Raw genomic sequence first — 20,366 nt, forward strand, 5'->3', positions numbered from 1 at the left:
CTTGAAAATTAATGCACTCTGGGTACCATGTACAGTGTTCATTGTATTATATCTAACCATCACCAGTCATTTCGCACGTTTTTGTTACTAATCAGCTTCATTTATGAACAAGAAAATACAATTGAGTGACAAATTAGCCATTAGGAAACTATTACATGCAAATGCCCTCATTCACATTCTGGCAGCTCGTAGTTAGCCTTGGAGTTCCTGGTTTAGCACTTGGTGTATTTTACATGTTGTTTCGCACTTTCAATTGGGACTTTCCCAAAGTACCTCAAAAGTGGGTTGCTCCAATAATCATCCTTTTCATTCTTGCTACTGCAACTGTGATCTTAACTGCTCTTGTATTATGGGCTCCAAAACGGACCATCGAGCCAGATAAGACCTCAAGTAACGAGCCAGAAAAGACTGCAAGCATCGGAAGCGATAAGGCCGAAGCGTCCCTTGATGAATTCATCGAAACACTGACTGTCAAAGCCGAGGTTATTCTCAAAGAATGGAAGCACGAGAAAGAGAAACTTGAAGAAAAGAATGACGAATCTCTCCTGCCACGCATTCAGGCACTTGAAGTTGCGGAATTTCAATTCAAGCGATTGCACGAGGAACATGTGGCTGCGTTGAGAGATCGAAAATTCATGGTTGCACACGAACGATTAGTAGATATACTCCGGTTTTTGACCCTTGTCGACAAACAGATAGATTTTGCAGCAACCATGCACTACGCACAACCTCAGATCTTCTGGTGTGATGCACTGAAGCAGGGTAACAATCTAACTCGGTTTCTCAAAGACTATCCTGGGGATCTTCCCATAGAATTGCTCCCTAAAAATGGTGAAACACCAAAGGAATTAAGTGAAATCGCGCCACCAACTATTGATGAGATTGATGTGATAATGCGCCCTGCCTTTCACCTTCTTAACTCACAGTTAGAAAGACGCAAACAAAGCAGTGCTCCCTTTATTCCTAAAACTCGATATAAATAGTAAGTAACAATCATGCACTACTGAGCGACATTCAACGAGGTTTCTATCATTTACAAATCGGGACTTCGTCTGGATGTTATTACTTATGATTCAAGTCCATCCGTTTTTTGTACAATTTCAATATACAGATCAGTAGCTTAAATTTTTGATTGCTTCTATGTCATTAGCGATGTAAGAAGGTGCTCTCCGCTTTGCATTGCAGCACACAATTCTCTGGTCAGCGTTCAGGCGGGATGTAAAGTGTTGCTTCAAAATGAATTGCATCCGCATTTTGATCTAGTATTCCAACTTGAAATGTTTTCAATTCAAACTTCTTGTTTGGAGAATCTAGAGTAGCATGCTGCATAAATTACATTGACCTTGCTTGATGAACATACCAGGGAGTGCCTGAGCATTGATGTGGACAGGATGTTAAACAGTGAAAATGTTCTGGAACGTCTTAGTGACTTGTTTGTGCTTCGTGGAGTTCCAGACTATCTTCGCAGTGACAATGGACCCGAATTTACAGCAGAGCGGGTTCGTAACTGGCTTCAAAGAGTGGAAGTCAAGACCTTATTTATTGAACCGGGTAGTCACTGGAAAAACAACTACATCGAACTTTCAACGGAAAGCTGAGGGATAAATTGCTCAGTGCAGAGATCTTCGATACGTTATGAGAAGCCAAGGTTCTGATCGAACGTTGGAGAGTAGATTATAATTCCATCAGGCCGCACAGTTCTCTGGGTTACAGAGCACCTGTACCTGAAGCGAAGTTGTGTGAATGGTGTCATTCTCGGGTGCAGATCAGAACATCACTAACGTTTTAGGTCTTTACGTTTAACATCCGAAAATACTACGCACACTCGTGTAGCTCGACTATTGCTATTGATTTCTTCTACTTTGGACATCAGAACATCACGGAGTTCCTTCTCTTCTTTCTCAAACTCTTCATCGATCATCCATTCTGGCTCAATTACAATTATACATGCTTCAGCCTTGAAACGTGGAATTTCTGATTCTTCAGTGCTATCTCCACCGTATTTATCGTTCCACCAAGCTTTACGCTTATTCTCAATTGCTTCATCCATCGACTCGTACACATCACCACCCGTTTCAACGTGGGTCGTTTCCGCGTGACAGAGTACTCCAAAGCAGGAAGCATCCTTTCCTTCAAACTTTCTAAGATTTGCTGGTACGATAAGCCATTCAGCGGGAATCTGCCAATACTGCTTCTTTATATACTCTTCACCGAGAATATCGTGATTAAATACATGTGTCGGAGTAAGTCCTGAAACTCCAATTATAGCATGTTTTACATTGAATTTCCGAGTATCGAATACTGCTTCCTGTCCGACAAATGTCTCATCATCAGATTTATAAATCCCACCTGTAAGGTGGATACGAATCTTATCATTTGTCATAAATGCTTTGACAGCCTTTCGATTGTTCGTCATTACGGTAAACTGGCTTTGCTCTCCGCGGGCCATCTCTTCCGCAACTGCTTCGCATGCGCTTCCACCATCAAGAAAGACAGCTCCAAGAGTACTCATCATGTTATCGTGAATGTGCTTCGCTACCGCTCGCTTCGCTCGTCTTGAGGTACTTTTCCTAGTATCAAAAAATGAGGTATCCTTTGATCGTAACAGTTCTGCCGAGGGGTAGACACGCTGGCCTTCGAGATCTACCAAAGGTATCAGGTGCTGAATCGAGTTAATAATAACTTCACGGTCTACTTTATAACCGAGCAAATTCCTGATCAGGTCACTGATGGTGTCAATTTTCAAGCCAGACCGTTTCGAATTTTCTCTGATGACTTCCAGAACAACACCGGAGATATTAGTGCTGGTTACGTCCAAGTGTCGCAGTGTTTTTCGACGACTCACCGGAACCTTCTTTTTTAGTGATTTTTTCATTGACATCCACTGGCCTTTCGATGTGGGACTTAAATATTCCATCTAAGGTGTTTTTTAAATCGCTGTGAATATTTGGCATATAGTTCGTTATAGGTTTCTATGACATGCTGTTGCGGCTTAAACGTCATTCCCGACTGCTGCATTTTCTTGCTTGCTTCTTCAACTGAATCAAACCACCTTAACCCGGCTGCTGCGCATATGCCACAGCCCACTAGACTGCTATCTGCAAAGTCATTCACACTTACGTTCCGATTAGTAATATTAGATAACAATTGCATAAACTGCTTGCTCTTCGCTGGCCCTCCACCCGCTAGAATAGTATCGAATGCCACATCAGATACCTTCTCGAAATCCTCTATGATTGTACGTACCAAGTAACCAAAAGCTTCGAACAAACCTTTCACGTATTCATCATTTCCAATTCCTATACGGAAACCCGAATACTTACCCCCATCTTCTGAAGGATCATCTGGTAAGGTTCGTCTTCCGCCGTTGATTAACGGCAGCATCTCAAAACCGTTAGCTCCAGGTTTGATCCGACCAATGGCTTCGTCAACGAACTTTAAATCAGGCTTTCCATTGAGATCTAATATGTTGTGTTGTTCGAAAACGTATTCTATCGCACTACCGCATGATGCAAACCCATCAAACAGCATCTGCATACCAGGTATCGGAGTGTCAGGAATAGGACCAGCAGGTGTCACTTTCAGGCGTTTGGAGTTTTTTACAGTGGCCGTCACACCAAGCGAAGTTCCTAATGCTACGGCGATGTTGTTGGTTCTGTTTAATAATCCCAGGCCAATAACTTGAGCGCATGCATCATAAGGAACTGAGAAAATACGAACGTTATTAGGTAAGCCAAATGCGGTTGAAACTCGGTAGTATATCGTGCCGATATCGTCTCCAGCACTCGTTATATTACCTATCAACATCTTGTTTTTGAGCCATGACAAAATGTCCAAATTTTTTGGAGTCATTACTTTGAGATATTGTTGCAATTCCTTGGTGATCAGATTAGTGAATGTTTTATTCCAAGGCATCATTCTGGAATAACCCCATTTGCGTGACACTATAGACTCAGACTGAATGATGTTTCTTGAGAGCCACCAGTTTAAGAATGACCATTGCTCAAGTACAAAAAGGTTTTCATCCTGCAGCTGTTTGTGATGTGTTCTCAATAAAAATACTGCCTTCGCAATACCAGAATCAGCAGAGATCGGATTCATCCACTCACACGTCTTGGCTGATTTACGAAAATCTTCGAGAAGTGCAGCCTCTTCAAGTGCCTGTCGATCGTCCCATCTCATTGGTTTGGGAAGCTGACATATTCTGTTGTTCTTGATAGCTAACAGACTTGATGTGGTTGTTGTTGGAGCGATAGCGACAATTTGTACTTGCTCCTTATCAGCACGGATTACTTCCTCAAAAATATGATCACTAATATGACCGAGAAAATTTTCTGGTTCCCATTCTCGAACTAGGCGTGAGGCCCCGGCTGTGGTTGGGATTTGTGTCTTTATTGACGGTAGAGGAATAATAGTGTCGTTACTTCGGTTTTTAACCAACAATGTCGACTTGATACCGCTTGTACCGCAGTCGATTGCTAAGATAGCTTCATCCATCTGACTAGTACCTGTGGAAGACCAAAATAACATATTTATTGTTTCCTAAATGATAGACAAAATGTCACTTATTCGCAATTAACAAAGGATGAGTAATTTGTGCGGATTATCGAATAGTTTTAGAGTGCCTACACTCGATATAAGTGACTATTAAGTATAAGCTTTTACATATAAAATTAATGTGGTTCTATTTTTTTCAGAGAAGTATCTAACCTGTATAACTTACTGACTACTGGGAAGATTTAGCATCCCAGTAGTCAGTAAGTTGATAGTGTATTAGATTCGTTTATTTTCATGCGCGTTTGGGGTGTCATCTAGCTGCAGTTACGAAATACATATTTCTTGCGACTTTTATGCTTATCCTTATCTGTTTTTTTGAGAACGTCGGGTAAAGCAATGTGGTTTTGCTCATCAATATTATCAATATGTGTCACATAGTGAGCGTTTGGTGAATCACTCATCACAATATTGAGAAGTTTCTTTGCGTAGGTAACTTCCTGTTCATTCGGCTTATAAGGGTAGGCACGTATCTCCCATTTGTCTTGACTTAAAAATTCAAATGAATCATCGTTAAAAAAGTTCGCAGTAACTTCAATTAGTTCACCGTAATGTAATTTTTGGTAAATGACCCTACCAACGCGCCTCTTCGATTTGTTTTGCGACATCTCGTTTCTCCTTCATCTCTTGAATCTAAAAACTTCAAACATTGACAAAATAATATTCCTACAACAGTGAATGTCAATGTCATAAGTTGTTTCACTGAATTCACTTACGGATTATATTTTCGCATTTACGAGTTTTTATTTCACTGATTATCTTGAATTGTTTGTGATGGAGAGTAGTGACTTGTTAGAATCAGTCACTATTTGCTTATTGATTTTGAGAGATATCTATGCAATTAGGGGAAATCAGATCCACTTCCATTTTCGATGAATCTAGAAGCAACGAGTGATTCTCGAATGTCAGTGTTTATTTGAGTGACAAATTGACATAGTTAGTGCATTTTAGATGCAGTTATAAATTTATTTGAAAAATCTGAGAAATTGATCATGTGTGACAAACAGGAAGTCTCAATTGATTTACTGTTAAGTAAATTTCAAGACTATCTCCAGAACCGAACAACTCTCCCAAAAATTGCGCAAGAAATGGGGATCAAGCCTGCAAAGCTACGAGATACCATACGATTGGCGTATCTAGAGGGAGCAATCACGATCCAAACTCCAGAAGTACGGTCACTGAGAGACAAATTGAACGAGAATTGGCCAGGCCCTCGGTATCATGTTTTACGAGCTGACGATCACCGATTCTTCTTCAAAGGTGCAGCTACGGTTTTCCTACGTGAACTGGATGATGTTCTTACGCAACGTGAGGCCGATCCGGTTTTAAATGTTGGAATTGTAAGCGGTCGTACTACTGGTGGCGTAGTAGATAGCTTGTGCTCGCTAGATTGGAGTAAGTACCTGCGTCGTGAAAGGTTTCCCCCTAGAGTAAATGTGTTTGCTCTGAATGTCTCTCAGACGAGTGGGTTCACGGAACTTAGTGGAAATGCGAATGTTCTGGCATTTCAGCTTGCCCGAAAATTCGCAGATGAGTGTTCAACAGGTGCAAAAATTGAGGCATTTGGGCTATCAACAGAATTATTACAAACTCTTGACGAGCGGACTAATAGTGATATTCGGCCGCAAACCCGAAATGTTTTAATGTATACGAATCCAGAGCGATTACGACGGTCACTAGAGCTTCGTGGCGAACAAATATCAAGTGAAGTACCTTCGGAGTCGCAGCTTGATGTAATAATAACTGGTGTTGGAACAATTTGTGACTCGCTGTTTAGAGATTATTGTTCATATTATAAGGTTAATATTGACTATCTGCGAAATGTCCAACACATAGTAGGTGATATTGCATATTGCCCAGTAACACGAGTAGGTGAGCATCGGCAATTGAGCAAAAACGACTCAGAGTACCAGTTCTATAGTGCTGTTTCTCTCGACGTCTTAGGGCAGATTAGTAGTCAAAAGACAAAAAAAGTAATATTGGTAGCACGCAATGCACCTGAACGTGACAAAGTGGATCCGATTCATGCCGCGATTGCTGGTGCGACTCAATACTGTAATGTCTTGATAACGGACCATGAAACAGCTGACAAACTCCACAAGACGATGGCCCTCGGATAAGCATTTGTCGACTCAACTTACAAAGCTGCCCACTTTCTATGCTTATTCTTCTAAAGGTAAAAATTTTTCCGCGTCTTCATCTTCATGACGATCTGAGAAAGCACTGTACGGGATTTCTAGTGCTACGATTCAAATACAATGTGCTCTTTCAAATAACTCCTTTTTTTAATGCTGTCTGAGTTCTCCTGCAAATATATCAGATAATAAAATATCTTGTAATTTCTCTGGATCAGAAAACGGAGTGAAGGTGAATAGAACTATGGAGTCGAAGACATAGTCACTATTATGACATTTTCATTCTGATTGTCCTTCGATTTTAGGAGTTCTTATTCATTTCTTGTTTATACTTTATTTTATGTCTAAATTATCCGATCAGCTTATCCCTAAAATCATTCTTCACATCCTAATTTTGTTGAACATGTTTGAAATTAACGCCTAGTGAAAGTGTCACCAGTTTAACTCAACTAAAGGCCTTAAACGACCGCAAGTCCGGAAGTCGCGAACAATTAATTAACATCGTCGATCGGTGAGGATGCGTTAATCGATTGTCGCGGAAACTTCCGTTTGGCTTCCTGGATCAACGGCATCAATTGCTCTTTTGCGATTCCGCGAATGGATCGTTTCTCTTTGGCTGCATAACGACTTAACGGCAACCACTCCTCAGTATTGAGTTCTACTTGAACAATCTTGCTGTTTCTCTTCATAATCTGCCCTTGACTTTTGCGAGTTGTACCATCCTTAATTAAAACGCAATCGAAAAGCCGGAGCCGAACCATGGAGCGGAGAAGCGACGGTATATTTCAGAGCGGTAGCGCAGGGAAGCAATACCGCTTTTATATCATTTCCTAGCATGGCAAGGAAGCCGGATCGATGCTCGACAAACTCCCTCTCAAAGCGCTTGATGGTAATAAAACGTATCTTACTGCGTTTCTTACCGTTATTTTTTCCCTCAGTGGGATGCTGCTTGGTGAAATTGAGACAGCTGAAGCAATCAAGCTATTACTGGCCGCCTTCGGCCTCGTCGGGATTGGTCACAAATTAGAAAAGAGTGCGCCCCTTCAAATGGAATTGGGAGAAATCGAACCAACCAGGGAGCGGTATCACGATCCACGTCAATCTTTAGATAAGTGATCAATGGGCGGTCTTTTAAGAATCATCGCGGCCCTTTTGGAGCTGTTGCTTTTCTGGACCAGGAAAAAACACAGCAACGAAAACGAGCGTCTGGAAGAAGTGGAAAGGATTCAAAACAATGCGACCTGTCGAGACGAACAGGCGGTTCAGTCGCAGTTTCACCGTATGCGTACTCGTGGTCGTGTTCGGGATGACAACAAACGGCTGTAAAGTCCTTGATCGTTTGAAACCCAAATCGGAACCCAAAGTGATCGCCGTACCAGACAAGATGGTTCCGGACATGCTCGATCAAGGTGAGCCAGCTCCCTATGACGGATGGCTTTTTTCGGATTCTCTTTTTAACGAGTATGCTCCCTATTGGCAAAAGGGACCTTACGGGAGTAACCAAGAATGAGGGCCATTGATTCGGATCCAAACCGACCGGAATCCAAAGTGTTAGATTCCATTTCGATGTTGGTTCACTGGATTCTCGCTTTCCTGGTTCTTTTATTTACATTGCCTGGTTGTCATTCAGACGATCAAAAGCAACAGTATCGACCCTATTACGATCCCCCATCAAAACGAGTTCGGCCCATGGAAAGGATCCGGAAACCGATCCAGGGCGCTGCGGATCGTGTCGATGAGGTATTGGAAAAAACACCAGTACCGGCCGTTGCCGGGCTTCTGGCCGAAGATGCACTCGAGATGATTGAGAAAGTCGAAACGCTCCCCGTTCAGGAACCCGATCCAGAAGTCGTCGAAATCATCGCGCCGAAACCGGATCCGTTGTACGAGGTTCCGGAAGATACAAGCGGCCCGGATCGAATGAACGAGGACCCGTCAAAATCAAACAGTGGGACTGTTTTTGCGGTCTTTATTGCTTTGATGGCGCTGATTTATCTTGGTTTCAAGTTGTTGAAAGGACTCAAACGTGAAAAGCCTCACCGCCAATGATCGACCCACTGCGGAATTGCTGGGAGCGGATCCCCTCATTCAGACGGATGAAGATCTCGACAAGGCTTTAAATGAGCTCTCATTTCTGAACGCCTTTGAGCAGTCGGTGAATGCGACTTGCACCAGGTATATCGAGAAACTCAAACAGGAATCGGAACAGCGCAAATATGTGTTGATTGATGACCAAGATCCTGTCACGATTGAAAACCGGCGAGAACAGCTCAACGAGCGAGTGAATGCGTATTGTAAAGCGAATCGATCGAGTTTGATGGAAGGCAAGAAGAAAACCAAATCGTTTCCACATGGTTCGGTGAGTTTCAAAGATCAACCAGCCAAGGTTGAGTATCGATCAGGCCTGAAAGAAATGGACAGCCTCAGTCTATTAGATAAGCTGATGCAGTCAACGTTGATCGAACAGATCACAGCCTGGTTGATGTCGATTTGTATCTTTGGCAAGAACAAAGAGGCGCGCTTACTTTCCGAAGTGGTCGAGCTCAAACCAAAGCTCAGTGTTTCCAGGATCAAAAAAGCGTTCGAAGAAAAACGTTTGAATGCAAATCATCTGAAACAATTGGGATTGAAATATTCCCCAGGTAAAGAGCAGCTGACGATCAAGCCAGCTGAATACAAGCCTGGCTGAAAAATTCTCGGGTCCTCCCAAGGGGGCCCGGTGCCGCGCGCGGTTCCATAATCGCACTTTTTTTGTCTCAAAACGCAATTTTAAGTCACTTCTTCTTCTTCCTATTAAATTGATGGGCAAAAAATCAGCAAAGCGATCGCCCAAAAGAGCCACTTCAAAAAGCACCACCTCAAAAACGAAAAAAACACCTAAAAAACAAGCTCCAGTGAAAAAAACGGAGCCGGTCAAATGTGTCATTGGATTTACTGCTGCTGCCGAACGATGGGACGTTAGCGACAAGACGATTCAGAACTGGATCAAAAAAGGACTTCCGGTTAGCGGAACTCAACGAAAGAGAGTTTTCGATGTTTCTGAGTGTGATGCGTGGGTGGCATCTTATCGCGATGAGAAAGCAGACAGAGAATCCCAAAAGCTCAACGAAGAACTCAAAAAAGAGAAGCTGCTCCAAGAGAAATTGAAGCGAAAGGACCTGGAGCGTAAAGATTTAATCGCAAATGAGAAGCTGATCAGTCGGGAAGAATACGAGTTGTTTGCCGCGGAATGTGTGATCGAAGCCCGCGACCAGATGTTGACACTACCAAAAGAGATGCGGCGGCATCTCTGCAAAAAGTGCCAGTCAAAAGTGAAAGAGATGCAAACAATGATTGAGCAGACATTGCTGCGGTTATCTGAAATCGAAGAGGGACCAAAAAAATGATCGCTCAAACTCCCAATCCCTGAACTGAAGGAGGTGGCTGCCAATGGCCGAACAGATTAACAAGTCCGATAAAAAGTGTCCGATAAATCATAAAAATCCGCGTCGTGGAGATCCTTGTCCGAAAAAACTGTGCACGGGAAAACTGAGCAGCTACTCACAATCACGTACGGAAAACGGCAGGATTTACTTTCTTTCCTGCGCTCGCTGTAATTTCAAACCCAAAAATAATAAAGAATTCAAAAAAATCGGATAATTATTTTTTGCTTAAATCTGGTAGGACGATGTAGCCAAATCAATCTGGTACGACCCATCCCCCCGATAGCTCCGTCGTGCCGGATCCATTCTGGGAATCCAGCACGATGGATTAAAGCTGTTCAAATTCGAACGGACAACCGTTGTTTAAACAGGATATGAATATAGCCAATTGTATATAGGTATGTTCATCCAGATTATGCCGAATGACTAGCTTGAGGAATGAGTAGACGCGATCCAAATCAAATCTACTGATTGTCCGAATTTATGTGAATTTGGGTCATGTGACTAGATTCAGGTTCTAGTGTCCTTAACGGACGTGGAGGTTCGAATCCTCTCTTGGGTATTTTGATATCAAACGACTTACCTCAACAAGACAGCTACCCCTCTAAGAATCTCTCGATCAGCGACCAAAACGCGAACAGAGTAGTAGTTGCATGACATTTGAAGGTGATGAGATGATTTTTAGAGTCTTATTATCTAATGTTTTTGAGTATGCAGCGAAGATATCAACACCAATTGGCGTGTTGGCATTCGCGATTGCTGCATGGCTTACATGGCAGATTGTAAAAGGTAAGCAGGAAGAGCGTAAACTCAAAGCATCTCCTGAAGAAAAACGATCTCAGCTAGTAGACGAACTCTTAACTCGTTATAAGATTACGGGCGAAGATTTGAGTGGTGCGCAAAGATTTAAGCTGATTCGCGAAGAAATGCAAAAACGCTTTGCATACAGGGTGTTGAGCTTGGTTATCCTTGCAATCACTTTTGTTGTTTGCTTATTCATTGCTAGTGAGTATAGTAGTAAATTACATCAACCTTCAAAAAATAGTAGTGTTGATCACAGCAAGGACATACCTAAAATCAATAAGGTCGAACCTCATACGTCTGTGAATGTAGATTCACCTCAAAATCCTCCTCCTGCTCCCAATACTTATCCCAATGCACCATCTCGAGAAAATAAACTGTCAAAGGATCAGGTCACTGAGCCGCCGAAAGGTCCTAAACAGGAAACTGGAACAATAAAGATTAAGAATCTTACAGATCGCCCTTTGGATGTCTATTTATGGCCCCACATTTATGAAACTGGAGACCCTAAGATTCTTGAGCAATGGTCCTTTCATCCCAACATCAAATCACAGGAAGAAAAACCGTTCAACTATCTTGTCGGTGGCTACTATTACGTGGTTATCCGAGATGCCAGTGCAGAGAAAGACTTCTATATCGGATGGAAAGATTTTTTATGGAAGAAATCTCGAACTATGACGGTCTCACAGAATCTTTTTCGCAATATTGACGTGACATCCGCTGTGGAAATTGATTGATGATCGCAATGCTTTTTTATGTGAAAGCTACGCTTTTTTAGGTGCAGGTTGCAGTACAATCTTCTTTTTTGATGGAACAGAAAAGCGGCCGATTTCCTTAGATGAGCCATCACCCAATTTTAGAATTACTGCATATGTTCCGTGCTTTGATGGTAGTAGCCAGCGTTTTTTATCATTCGGCGCCAGAAACATTGGATATGAAGTAGGTGAATGTTTTAGCCACTTTGTTTCGGCAAAATCATAGACCCAAATCTCCATGATAGTCTTTTCAATGTTTTCAATCTCGAAAATGAATTCTATGTCATTTAATGGGATCCATCCTTTGACAGTTCCCTTGTTGGTTTCCGCTTGAAATAATGCCCAGTCAGGTCGTGAGTCGACTATTGTCAGAATTGTTCCTCGTGCGAGTTTTTCAATTCCTTGTGATAATATTTTCGGATTCTCATTGATTGTAATTGCTAAAACGTTGATTTTTGAAGTTGGAGGTTTCTGTGCGTGTGATAGTGAGCTGCAGAGTAGTGTGCAACAAATGATCGCTGATGTTTTTTGCAAAATATTCATGTGATCGTTTATTTGTGTAAATTATAATATGGGAATAAGTAAACACTACGGTACATAAAATATATTACAGCTATAAAGAAAGAGGTGTCAGTTTGTGCCCTATTCTACCATGAAGTCAGCAATCTATCACCTGATCGTAAATAAAACTCGGTTAAAATTACAGGAAAATCGCTGGCTAGGCGGCTCTTTTCCTACAAACCAATGAATACTCGGCAGACCAGACATCGGGCAACAACTTCTCAAGCCGGTTGATTGGCTGAGTTGGCAGCTTCTGTAAGATATCTCCCAGCTATATAAACGGACCGATGCCATAATGGCGCTTGCAACTGGTAGTCATGCTGAACAGCATACGAGATCGATATACCGATTGGACTCTTGGACAACACTCGCGGTGATTCAGGTTCTAGTGTCCTTAACGGACGTGGAGGTTCGAATCCTCTCTTGGGTAGTTTGATATTAAAGGACTTAGGGTTATTAAGCTCTAAGTATTTTTTTGCTCCAGTACAGGCGGCAACAGTGGGGTGTGCTTTGTATTGCTTTACCATTTAACTCTATAAGTTCCCAAAATCACGCCCCATAACAATTTCTGATTACATTTTCATTGACCGAAAAAATGTTTTAATTTCACGTAAGACAAAAAAGGCTCACTTTTCTACGAAATACGAATGTAGATCATTTTAGTAGTTGTTAACGAAAACAAACGCGAAAGTGAATACCGTACGTGACCTGAGAACTCAAACATTTTCTTGAAATCGTGCTTAGATGAGAGAGAATTTTCCAGATCAGCCTGACACAAAATTTCAGTCTCTAAAGATTAATGAGGGAAGTCAAAATTTGTCTATGGGCTATCGGCGCCAAAAGAAGCTACAATGAAAACTTAAATCAAATCTAATACCCATCATGATTTAGATGATGATAAATTAAGTAGAGGTGAAAATACTGGGCCATTGTATTGAATACTAGAGCAAGTGCATTTACATCATCGAGTTTGCTTTACCGTGTCAAACGTCATGATCAGCAGGCATGGGAGCGGATGGTTAACATCTATAGCCCATTGGTTTTCCATTGGTGCCGAAACGAGTCTGGATGCCCTCAACGCCATCTCTGCAGAATGGAATTCGGGAACCAGCTATCAGACGCGGATTAACAATCTTCTCACCGGAGTCGGTTCGGATTTGGTTACATTGAAAGCCAACGGTCCTGATGTCACCGATATTGACTTACTCGACTTGAGATAATCGCACGTTCGAAACTTCCATCACATTGAACTGCCCCCTGAACGACAACAGTCACAAAACTTAGTGTTCTATTGTTTTGATGCCTGTTTTGTTCCCTCCTGTTCCGAAGACCGTAGTCGCTTTAACCATGCTTTCATCAAGAAAACGTTCTACCTAACAAAGTGACAATTTGGTTGCATCTTGACTACAGCGAGCAGCATTCGAGCTTGTCTTTTACCGGCTACCCGCAATCGTGCGACGAAATAATCCAAGCGATATCATGAAGAAGATGAATCCTATTACGGCGATCATCACGAAAGATTTCCACACAATTTCCACTCCTGCTCCCCGGTAGATAATCGCTTCGGCAAAGGCAGTGAAGTGACGCGATGGTAGGAAGAAGGTAATGTTCTGCAACCATTCAGGTTGACTCTCAATTGGTGATTGGCCTCCTGACAGCATCATGATCACAAAAATTACAAGGATCACCAGCATCGAAAATTGAGCCATCGTTCTCGTGACCGTACCAAGAAAGATTCCTAGCGCGGTGGCAAAGAAGAGATAAACAGAAACCCCGGATAGAAACAGTGGAATGGAGCCCGCAATCGGAACGTTTAACAAATGGCGAATAACAACGATTAATGCAAATGATACAGCAAGTAAAATCAGAAGGCTGTTCGACCAGACTTTCGCTAAAGCGATTTCGAAAGCGCGCAGAGGCATTACCAGTAAATGCTCGATCGTGCCATGTTCTTTTTCTCGTATCAGAGCTGCGCCGGTTAAAATCATTGTTAACATTGAAATCGGTGTCATCAATGCGACAAGTGCACCAAACCAAACAGGGTCACCATTCGGGTTGAATGCACGACGGATGGATAAATTGACCGGTAACGCGGGAGCCTGGTCATGGTCGTTGACGTAGCGACTGACCTCATGATCGATGTAGGCGCTGATATATCTCGCTCCAACTCCAGCTTGAGCCATAGCAGTTGCATCGATGTTAAGTTGAATTTCCGTTGGTCGGCCTTCAGTGACATAACGCTCGAATTTGGGGGGGATGTTCAGGACAAACATAAAACGGCTTTTGTTCATCGTTTCATCGATTTCATCTGCTCTAATATACTCTGGTTCTTGAAAATACGGCGGAAAAAGCGTGTTAACGATTCGGCCAGAGAGTGTGGAACGGTCCTCGTCCACAATTCCCACCGACGCATTATTCACATCAACCGAACTACCGATCGCCTCTGTATAAACTCCATAAGTGAACGAATAGATCAGGAAGATCATCAGTACTTTGTCACCCGCGACCGAGCGTATCTCCTTGATACCAAGCCAGAAAATATTAGACAGTGATTGCATAGTAGGATTTTTCTATATGGTCGTCGTTCGTGTTGCTTCTTGAGGCAGGAAATTAAGTCTTTACCTTTCCTGTTTTTTGAGTGATATGGTGGCAAGCAGCGTTAACACTGGGATAAATATCAATAGTACCAGCAGGTTGCCAGACAATTCAGACAAGCCAAGTCCCTTGGTAAAAGCACCAACACTGGCATGCATGTAATATGTGGTGGGCCATAACAGACCCATGGTTCGGGCCGCCCCTTCTAAAGTGGAGACTGGTTGCATTAATCCGGAAAACTGAACCGTGGGCGTCATTGTTATGATTGTGGTCACAAATACGGCAGCAACTTGGCTGGTTGTAAAAGATGAGATCACCAAGCCGATTCCTGTCGTTGTAATGATATACACGAACGCACAGACCATTAGCGTCAGAGGGCTTCCCTTGATCGGTACATGGAATACAACGTACGACATCAAGGTCAGCAGAAAAAAACTGATCATCCCGATGATCACATAGGGCAGTTGTTTTCCCACTAGAAATTCAAGTTTCGAAGTGGGTGTGACATAGAAGTTGGTAATTGAACCGAGCTCCTTTTCCTTAACGACGCTCACCGCCATCAGGATTGCAGGAATCAGCATCAACAACATAGGAGGCACACTGGGTACTATGGCATAAATGCTTTCGAATGTTGGGTTATATCGGAACCGTTGCTCGATGCGAAACGGTATTGTGGTCAGTTCGGAGCGACCGGTTTCAGTAGCATGCTCATTGAGGTAGGTAGCATGAACGCCTTCTACGTATCCCTCAATAGTGGAAGCTCGTGAAGGATCTGCGCCATCGATCCAAGCTGAGACTTCCGGCTGCGACGAGCGTTTTAGGTCGAGACCAAAACTGGGAGGTATTTCAATTCCCAAGGTAATGCGATTTTCTTTGAGTTGCCTTTCGATATCGTCTTTACCGTGAATAGGAGACTGCTCAACGAAATAGCCTGAACCGACCAATGCCTGAATGTAAGCCGTGCTCTCCGGACTTTGATCCTGATCCAAGATAGCGAACCTGACTTCATTCACATCAGTCGAAATGCCATAACCCAAGACAAACATAAAAACAATCGAACCAATAAATGCGAACGCAAGCCGTACTGAATCTCGTCTGATTTCGAGTCCTTCGCGATAGCTGAATGCCAACATGCGTCGTATGCTAAAAAACGAGCGTTCATTATATTGGGGTACTTTATGATCCAGCGCATTGGTCACAGGATGAGTAAGATCGCTCTCCGATTGCGTTTCTTTCCCTGTGTAATCGACTGTATTTGCTTCATTCGCTTGAGTGATATATTCGATGAAGGCATCCTCAAGTGACGATGTATTTTGGGCACGTACCAATTCAGTTGGTTCGTCATATGCCAGGACATTGCCAGCGTGCATCAACGATATGCGATCGCATCGCATGGCTTCGTTCATGAAGTGAGTTGAAATGAAGATCGTAACCAGGTGTTCCCGCGACAACTTGACCAGTAATTCCCAAAAGCTGTCGCGTGCGACCGGGTCGACGCCCGAGGTTGGCTCGTCGAGAATCAGTAATTCCGGTTCATGAATCACTGCCACCGCTAACGAAAGTCGCTGACGAACACCCAGAGGAAGTTGACTTGCCAATTGATCCATATACTCACTAAGTTCGAATTGCGAAACGAGCTCATCGATACGCTTCTTTTGCTTAGTTTTAGGCAAATGGAACAGTCGGGCATGCAGCCAGAGGTTTTGCGAAACGGTCAATTCACTGTATAGCGAAAAAGACTGAGACATGTAGCCAACGCGTTTTCGCATTTTGAGACTGCCCGCCTTGATCGGTTTGCCAAACAGTTCTGCATGGCCTTCGCTGGCTGGCAAGAGTCCTGTGAGCATCTTCATCGTGGTCGTCTTGCCACAACCGTTCGAACCGAGAAAGCCGAAAATTTCGCCTTGATTGATTTTGAAACTCACATTATTGACGGCGACAAACTTTCCGAACCGTCGCGTCAGGCCAGTAGCCTCGATTGCCACAGTTTCATTGGTCGTTTTGCGCGGTGGAATCTCCAAGCGATGACCATCGCCTCGCGCTTCTGTGGGTAGTAATTGCACGAATGCTTCTTCAAGTGTGTCGGTGTTAGCCTGCTCGCGTAATTCTTGTGGTGAACCGGTCGAAAGAATTTGCCCGTTATGCATTGCAATCAATCGCTCGAACTGATCGGCCTCTTCCATATAAGCAGTCGAAACGAGCACACTCATTTCCGGACGACTATTGCGAATGTCTTCAATGAGTTTCCAGAATTGCCGTCGCGAAAGTGGATCGACGCCCGTAGTTGGTTCATCCAGCAACAATAAATCCGGATCATGAATGAGCGCGCAGCACAGGCCAAGCTTTTGCTTCATACCACCCGAGAGCTTGCCCGCAGGCCGATCTGGAAATGGATCGAGCCCGGTTGCCTTAAGCAAATTTTCGATTCGATAGCGGCGCTCGTCCGAGGGTTGCGCAAAGAGCCGCCCAAAAAAATCAAGGTTCTCAAAAACGCTGAGTTCTGAATAAAGGTTTTTTCCTAATCCTTGTGGCATATACGCGATCTGCGGACAAACATCCTGGCGGTGTCTGCGATTGCCGATGTCGCCGCCCAAAACATGGATCTTGCCTTTTTGAATGATCTTCGCCCCGGAAATCAATCCCATTAGGGTTGACTTGCCCACACCGTCGGGACCAATCAAACCGACCATCTGACCGGGCGACAGTCGGACTGAAACATCATTGAGGGCGCAAGTTTTTTTATAATGATGTGTTACAGACTCGACCGTGACAACCGGCGAATTGGAATCGTTCATTGTTCCAAAACCTGTTCAAGCAGCACGGTGGGATCGTCAGGGTAGATTTTGTTCAAAAATTCTGGCCATTCAACATTGGGCTGAATCCTTACATAGGCCACTCCACGAATTCCCGTTTTAATGTATTCAAGATAGGGTTCAACTCGTTTGGGATCGAACTTGGCCTTGACGCGAAACATAAGCTTGTCACGTTCTTGAGCCGTTTCGACTTGCTTCGGGGTAAACTGAGCTTCCGGCGAAACAAAAGATATGGTAGCGGGTTCGGAGTATCCATATTGAGCATCGACATCGAACACAACCCGAGAGTCGGCACCAATCGATGTTTGTGTGGCATAGCGTGACGGCAAGTAGAACTCGATGTAGATGTCGGTTAGATCAAGAATTGTCATTACTTTGCCGCCGGCAGGCAACACTTCCCCCTTTTCTGCAAGTCGATACAATACGCGACCACGGGTTGGTGATTTCAATATGGCATCGGTGATTTGCGTTTCGATTTCCCAGACACGCGCTTCGGCTGCTTTGACAGCAAACTCTTGGGTTCGCAGAGCGGCTTTATTCGCCCCTAAAGTAGCCCTTGCGACTGCTAGTGCATTCACCGCCGTATCATTCTCTGCTTGTGAGGCTGCTTTGGCTTTCAATAGCCTCTCTACTCGACGAGCTTGCTTCTCGGCGAATGCGATATCACTTTCCGTTTTGGTGATAACAGCTTTTGCTTGATCGACCGATTGCTGAACCTCAGCCAGTCGCGCTTTGGCTTGAGCCAGCGATGCGTCCAATTGTCGCGTGTCCATCCTTGCGACCACTTGCCCAGGCTGAACAAGGTCGCCTTCCTTCGCTGAGACTTCCTCGATTCGACCCGCAAACTTCGTGGCCACATCGACCTGCACAGCCTCAACGCGACCATTGCCAGAAACGATCCCATTTGGTAATGGCTCAGGTTGTTGTGACTTCCACCACAACCAGCCCCCATAAGAAGTAGCAATCAGTGCCACCAAGACCAATAAACGAGTTATCGTTTTCATTGGTTTCTCTTCCGTATAGAAAAAACTGAATCCTCTTATGTGTTGTGCAGGATTGAGCTTAAAATCTAATCGTTACCTATAAATTATAATATACAAATCATAATTGAAGGACAAGTTGACGGGACTCTGTACGAAGCTGTTTCCGGTATATCCAGGCTAAGAATCAACGAGTTCTAGATCGAAGTCATGGTGGCGAAGGTTGGCCCAAACAAATTTGCTGTCTTTCTCACTTCCGAATGAAAGACAAGCTCACTCTATTCAGTATGGATTTTGTATTACTCTTCTTCAGTGCGTATTCGCTTTTCAATACTAATACCCAAATCTTCGATCCTACTACGTAAAGTGCTTCGTGCAATGCCCAGAATCTGTGCTGCTTGAACCTGGCTACCATCAACGTGATTTAGAACACTCGGGAGTAGTATACGATCGATTCCGGCATGTACTTTTCGGTGCAGATCCTCTTCACCGGATGACAGAAGTTCTTCGACATGTTGATGGATCTCTGAAAGAGACCTAGAATTCAATTCACTATTTGCCTTCTCAGCCTCATTTACCAGGTTATTCAAGCAGCTTGAGGGGAGACTTTCTGGTGTGATTAATTCTCCCACAGTTTGTATGAGACAATGTTTAATGACACTTTGAAGTTCTCGCACATTTCCGGGCCAATCATGTTGAATCAGTGCCGTTAAAGCATCATCACTTATCCCACGAACAGAGTTCACAACGTGATTACCTGCCGTTTTAATAAAATGTTCGACCAGAGCAGGTATATCTTCAACCCGTTTCCTGAGTGGAGGTAATTCGATTGAGAACACATTTAATCGATAGTAGAGATCCTGGCGAAACTCGCCTGATTCAACCATCTTATCAAGATCACGATTGGTCGCAGAGATGATTCGCACATCAGCTCGTATTGTTTCATTGCTACCAACACGCTCAAAGCTTCCATCTTGAAGCAACCGTAAAACTTTAGCTTGTGTGGAGGGAGACATGTCTCCGATTTCATCTAGAAACAGTGTCCCACCATCTACTTGCTCGTACTTTCCTATACGTTGCCGATCCGCACCAGTGTATGCGCCGCGCTCATGGCCAAATAGTTCGCTCTCTAATAATGAATCTGGAATCGATGCACAATTGATAGCCATAAAAGGTCCATCCTTGCGCTGGCTATGGTGATAGATTGCCTTGGCTACCATTTCTTTTCCAGTTCCGCTTTCTCCTTGAATGAGAACAGTGACATCTTGGGGTGCCGCACGTCCAATTGCTTTATACACTTTTTGCATAGCTGGTGAGCGACCGATGATGGTATCTGTAGTTGAATCATAATCAACTTCGCCAAAGGTGGTTGGAACATGGCTCATGCGGCTAATTTTGATGGCACGATTAATAATATCCTGTAGCTGATCAAATTGAACTGGCTTGAGTAAATATTCATACGCTCCGCGTTTTGTGGCTTCAATAGCAGTCTCAGTTGTAGAGTGTGCTGTGAATATGATTACTGGTAACTTGGTATCAATTCGTCGAATTTCATTAAAAACATCGAGCCCCGACATATCAGGCAGACGAACATCCAAAATAACGGCATCCGGCTGGAATTCTTTGACTAAATCAATTCCAGCGCAGCCTGTTTCTGCAGTGATGATTTCAAGCTCTTCACTCTGTAAAGTCTTCTGCAACGAGTAAAGTAGATTTGGTTCATCATCAATAATGAGTAGCCTTGCCACGA

The 20,366-nt window shown here is 43.5% G+C and carries 18 protein-coding genes and 1 pseudogene; 10 read left to right on the forward strand and 9 right to left on the reverse strand.

Translation table 11 applies throughout. The features are described 5' to 3' along the window. Positions 1 to 155 precede the first annotated feature (155 nt). Both V144x_RS01280 and V144x_RS28595 read left to right on the forward strand, forming a co-directional pair. Complete coding sequence (locus V144x_RS01280) at positions 156 to 983, forward strand: hypothetical protein (protein ID WP_144980227.1); 828 nt, start codon at positions 156 to 158, stop codon at positions 981 to 983. 354 nt (positions 984 to 1,337) lie between these two features. Beyond that, positions 1,338 to 1,789 (forward strand): annotated as a pseudogene (locus V144x_RS28595) (integrase core domain-containing protein); the annotation flags it as partial. On the opposite strand, the gene V144x_RS01295 reads toward V144x_RS28595, so the two are convergent. The 3 genes from V144x_RS01295 to V144x_RS01305 form a co-directional block, all read right to left on the reverse strand. Further along, the gene (locus V144x_RS01295; RefSeq protein ID WP_197998712.1) at positions 1,778 to 2,881 is read right to left on the reverse strand and encodes a DeoR/GlpR transcriptional regulator; all 1,104 of its coding nucleotides are present in this window, start codon (positions 2,879 to 2,881) and stop codon (positions 1,778 to 1,780) included. The pseudogene V144x_RS28595 and the gene V144x_RS01295 overlap by 12 nt on opposite strands. A 23-nt stretch (positions 2,882 to 2,904) precedes the next feature. Then, the gene (locus V144x_RS01300) at positions 2,905 to 4,497 is read right to left on the reverse strand and encodes an FGGY-family carbohydrate kinase (protein WP_197998713.1); all 1,593 of its coding nucleotides are present in this window, start codon (positions 4,495 to 4,497) and stop codon (positions 2,905 to 2,907) included. Between the two features lie 314 nt (positions 4,498 to 4,811). Next, the gene (locus V144x_RS01305; protein ID WP_144980239.1) at positions 4,812 to 5,162 is read right to left on the reverse strand and encodes a hypothetical protein; all 351 of its coding nucleotides are present in this window, start codon (positions 5,160 to 5,162) and stop codon (positions 4,812 to 4,814) included. Between the two features lie 384 nt (positions 5,163 to 5,546). Here V144x_RS01305 and V144x_RS01310 point away from each other — a divergent pair, with 384 nt between their 5' ends. Next, positions 5,547 to 6,674, forward strand: a complete 1,128-nt coding sequence (locus V144x_RS01310) for a sugar-binding transcriptional regulator (protein ID WP_144980242.1) — start codon at positions 5,547 to 5,549, stop codon at positions 6,672 to 6,674. Between the two features lie 506 nt (positions 6,675 to 7,180). Here the strand turns inward: V144x_RS01310 and V144x_RS01315 are convergent. Next, entirely contained in the window at positions 7,181 to 7,378 is a 198-nt protein-coding gene (locus tag V144x_RS01315) for a hypothetical protein (protein ID WP_144980245.1), read from the reverse strand. A 166-nt stretch (positions 7,379 to 7,544) separates the two neighbouring features. Here V144x_RS01315 and V144x_RS01320 point away from each other — a divergent pair, with 166 nt between their 5' ends. From V144x_RS01320 to V144x_RS01345, 6 genes are all read left to right on the forward strand, one after another. After that, positions 7,545 to 7,805, forward strand: a complete 261-nt coding sequence (locus V144x_RS01320; protein ID WP_144980248.1) for a hypothetical protein — start codon at positions 7,545 to 7,547, stop codon at positions 7,803 to 7,805. Positions 7,806 to 7,923: 118 nt separating this feature from the next. Beyond that, positions 7,924 to 8,199 (forward strand): hypothetical protein, encoded by a 276-nt coding sequence (locus V144x_RS01325; RefSeq protein WP_144980250.1) that lies wholly within the window; start codon positions 7,924 to 7,926, stop codon positions 8,197 to 8,199. Then, positions 8,196 to 8,738 (forward strand): hypothetical protein, encoded by a 543-nt coding sequence (locus tag V144x_RS01330; RefSeq protein ID WP_144980253.1) that lies wholly within the window; start codon positions 8,196 to 8,198, stop codon positions 8,736 to 8,738. Before V144x_RS01325 ends, V144x_RS01330 begins: the two co-directional genes overlap by 4 nt. Next, entirely contained in the window at positions 8,716 to 9,378 is a 663-nt protein-coding gene (locus V144x_RS01335; RefSeq protein ID WP_144980256.1) for a host-nuclease inhibitor Gam family protein, read from the forward strand. The genes V144x_RS01330 and V144x_RS01335 overlap by 23 nt, the downstream gene beginning before the upstream one ends. 205 nt (positions 9,379 to 9,583) lie before the next feature. Next, positions 9,584 to 10,075, forward strand: coding sequence for a hypothetical protein (locus tag V144x_RS01340; RefSeq protein ID WP_144980259.1), 492 nt, complete (start codon positions 9,584 to 9,586; stop codon positions 10,073 to 10,075). Between the two features lie 689 nt (positions 10,076 to 10,764). Beyond that, positions 10,765 to 11,649 carry a hypothetical protein gene (locus tag V144x_RS01345; protein WP_144980262.1) on the forward strand — a complete coding sequence of 295 codons (885 nt, stop codon included), beginning with the start codon at positions 10,765 to 10,767 and terminating at the stop codon, positions 11,647 to 11,649. Positions 11,650 to 11,676: 27 nt separating this feature from the next. Here the strand turns inward: V144x_RS01345 and V144x_RS01350 are convergent, their stop codons facing one another. Then, the gene (locus tag V144x_RS01350; protein WP_144980266.1) at positions 11,677 to 12,210 is read right to left on the reverse strand and encodes a hypothetical protein; all 534 of its coding nucleotides are present in this window, start codon (positions 12,208 to 12,210) and stop codon (positions 11,677 to 11,679) included. Positions 12,211 to 13,208: 998 nt separating this feature from the next. Between V144x_RS01350 and V144x_RS01355 the strand changes: the two genes are divergently transcribed. Next, positions 13,209 to 13,448, forward strand: coding sequence for a hypothetical protein (locus tag V144x_RS01355; RefSeq protein WP_144980270.1), 240 nt, complete (start codon positions 13,209 to 13,211; stop codon positions 13,446 to 13,448). A gap of 213 nt (positions 13,449 to 13,661) precedes the next feature. Here the strand turns inward: V144x_RS01355 and V144x_RS01360 are convergent, their stop codons facing one another. The 4 genes from V144x_RS01360 to V144x_RS01375 all read right to left on the reverse strand — a co-directional run bounded on the left by V144x_RS01360 (position 13,662) and on the right by V144x_RS01375 (position 20,364). After that, positions 13,662 to 14,786: an ABC transporter permease gene (locus tag V144x_RS01360; RefSeq protein ID WP_144980273.1), complete on the reverse strand. Its 1,125-nt coding sequence runs from the start codon at positions 14,784 to 14,786 to the stop codon at positions 13,662 to 13,664. 60 nt (positions 14,787 to 14,846) lie between these two features. Further along, positions 14,847 to 17,618 (reverse strand): ribosome-associated ATPase/putative transporter RbbA, encoded by a 2,772-nt coding sequence (gene rbbA, locus V144x_RS01365; RefSeq protein ID WP_144980276.1) that lies wholly within the window; start codon positions 17,616 to 17,618, stop codon positions 14,847 to 14,849. Continuing rightward, positions 17,615 to 18,640: an HlyD family secretion protein gene (locus tag V144x_RS01370; protein WP_144980279.1), complete on the reverse strand. Its 1,026-nt coding sequence runs from the start codon at positions 18,638 to 18,640 to the stop codon at positions 17,615 to 17,617. The genes rbbA and V144x_RS01370 overlap by 4 nt, the downstream gene beginning before the upstream one ends. Before the next feature lie 275 nt (positions 18,641 to 18,915). After that, positions 18,916 to 20,364, reverse strand: a complete 1,449-nt coding sequence (locus tag V144x_RS01375) for a sigma-54-dependent transcriptional regulator (protein ID WP_144980282.1) — start codon at positions 20,362 to 20,364, stop codon at positions 18,916 to 18,918. Positions 20,365 to 20,366 lie beyond the last annotated feature (2 nt).

The sequence above is a fragment of the Gimesia aquarii genome, from assembly GCF_007748195.1.
Classification (GTDB): Bacteria; Planctomycetota; Planctomycetia; order Planctomycetales; family Planctomycetaceae; genus Gimesia; species Gimesia aquarii.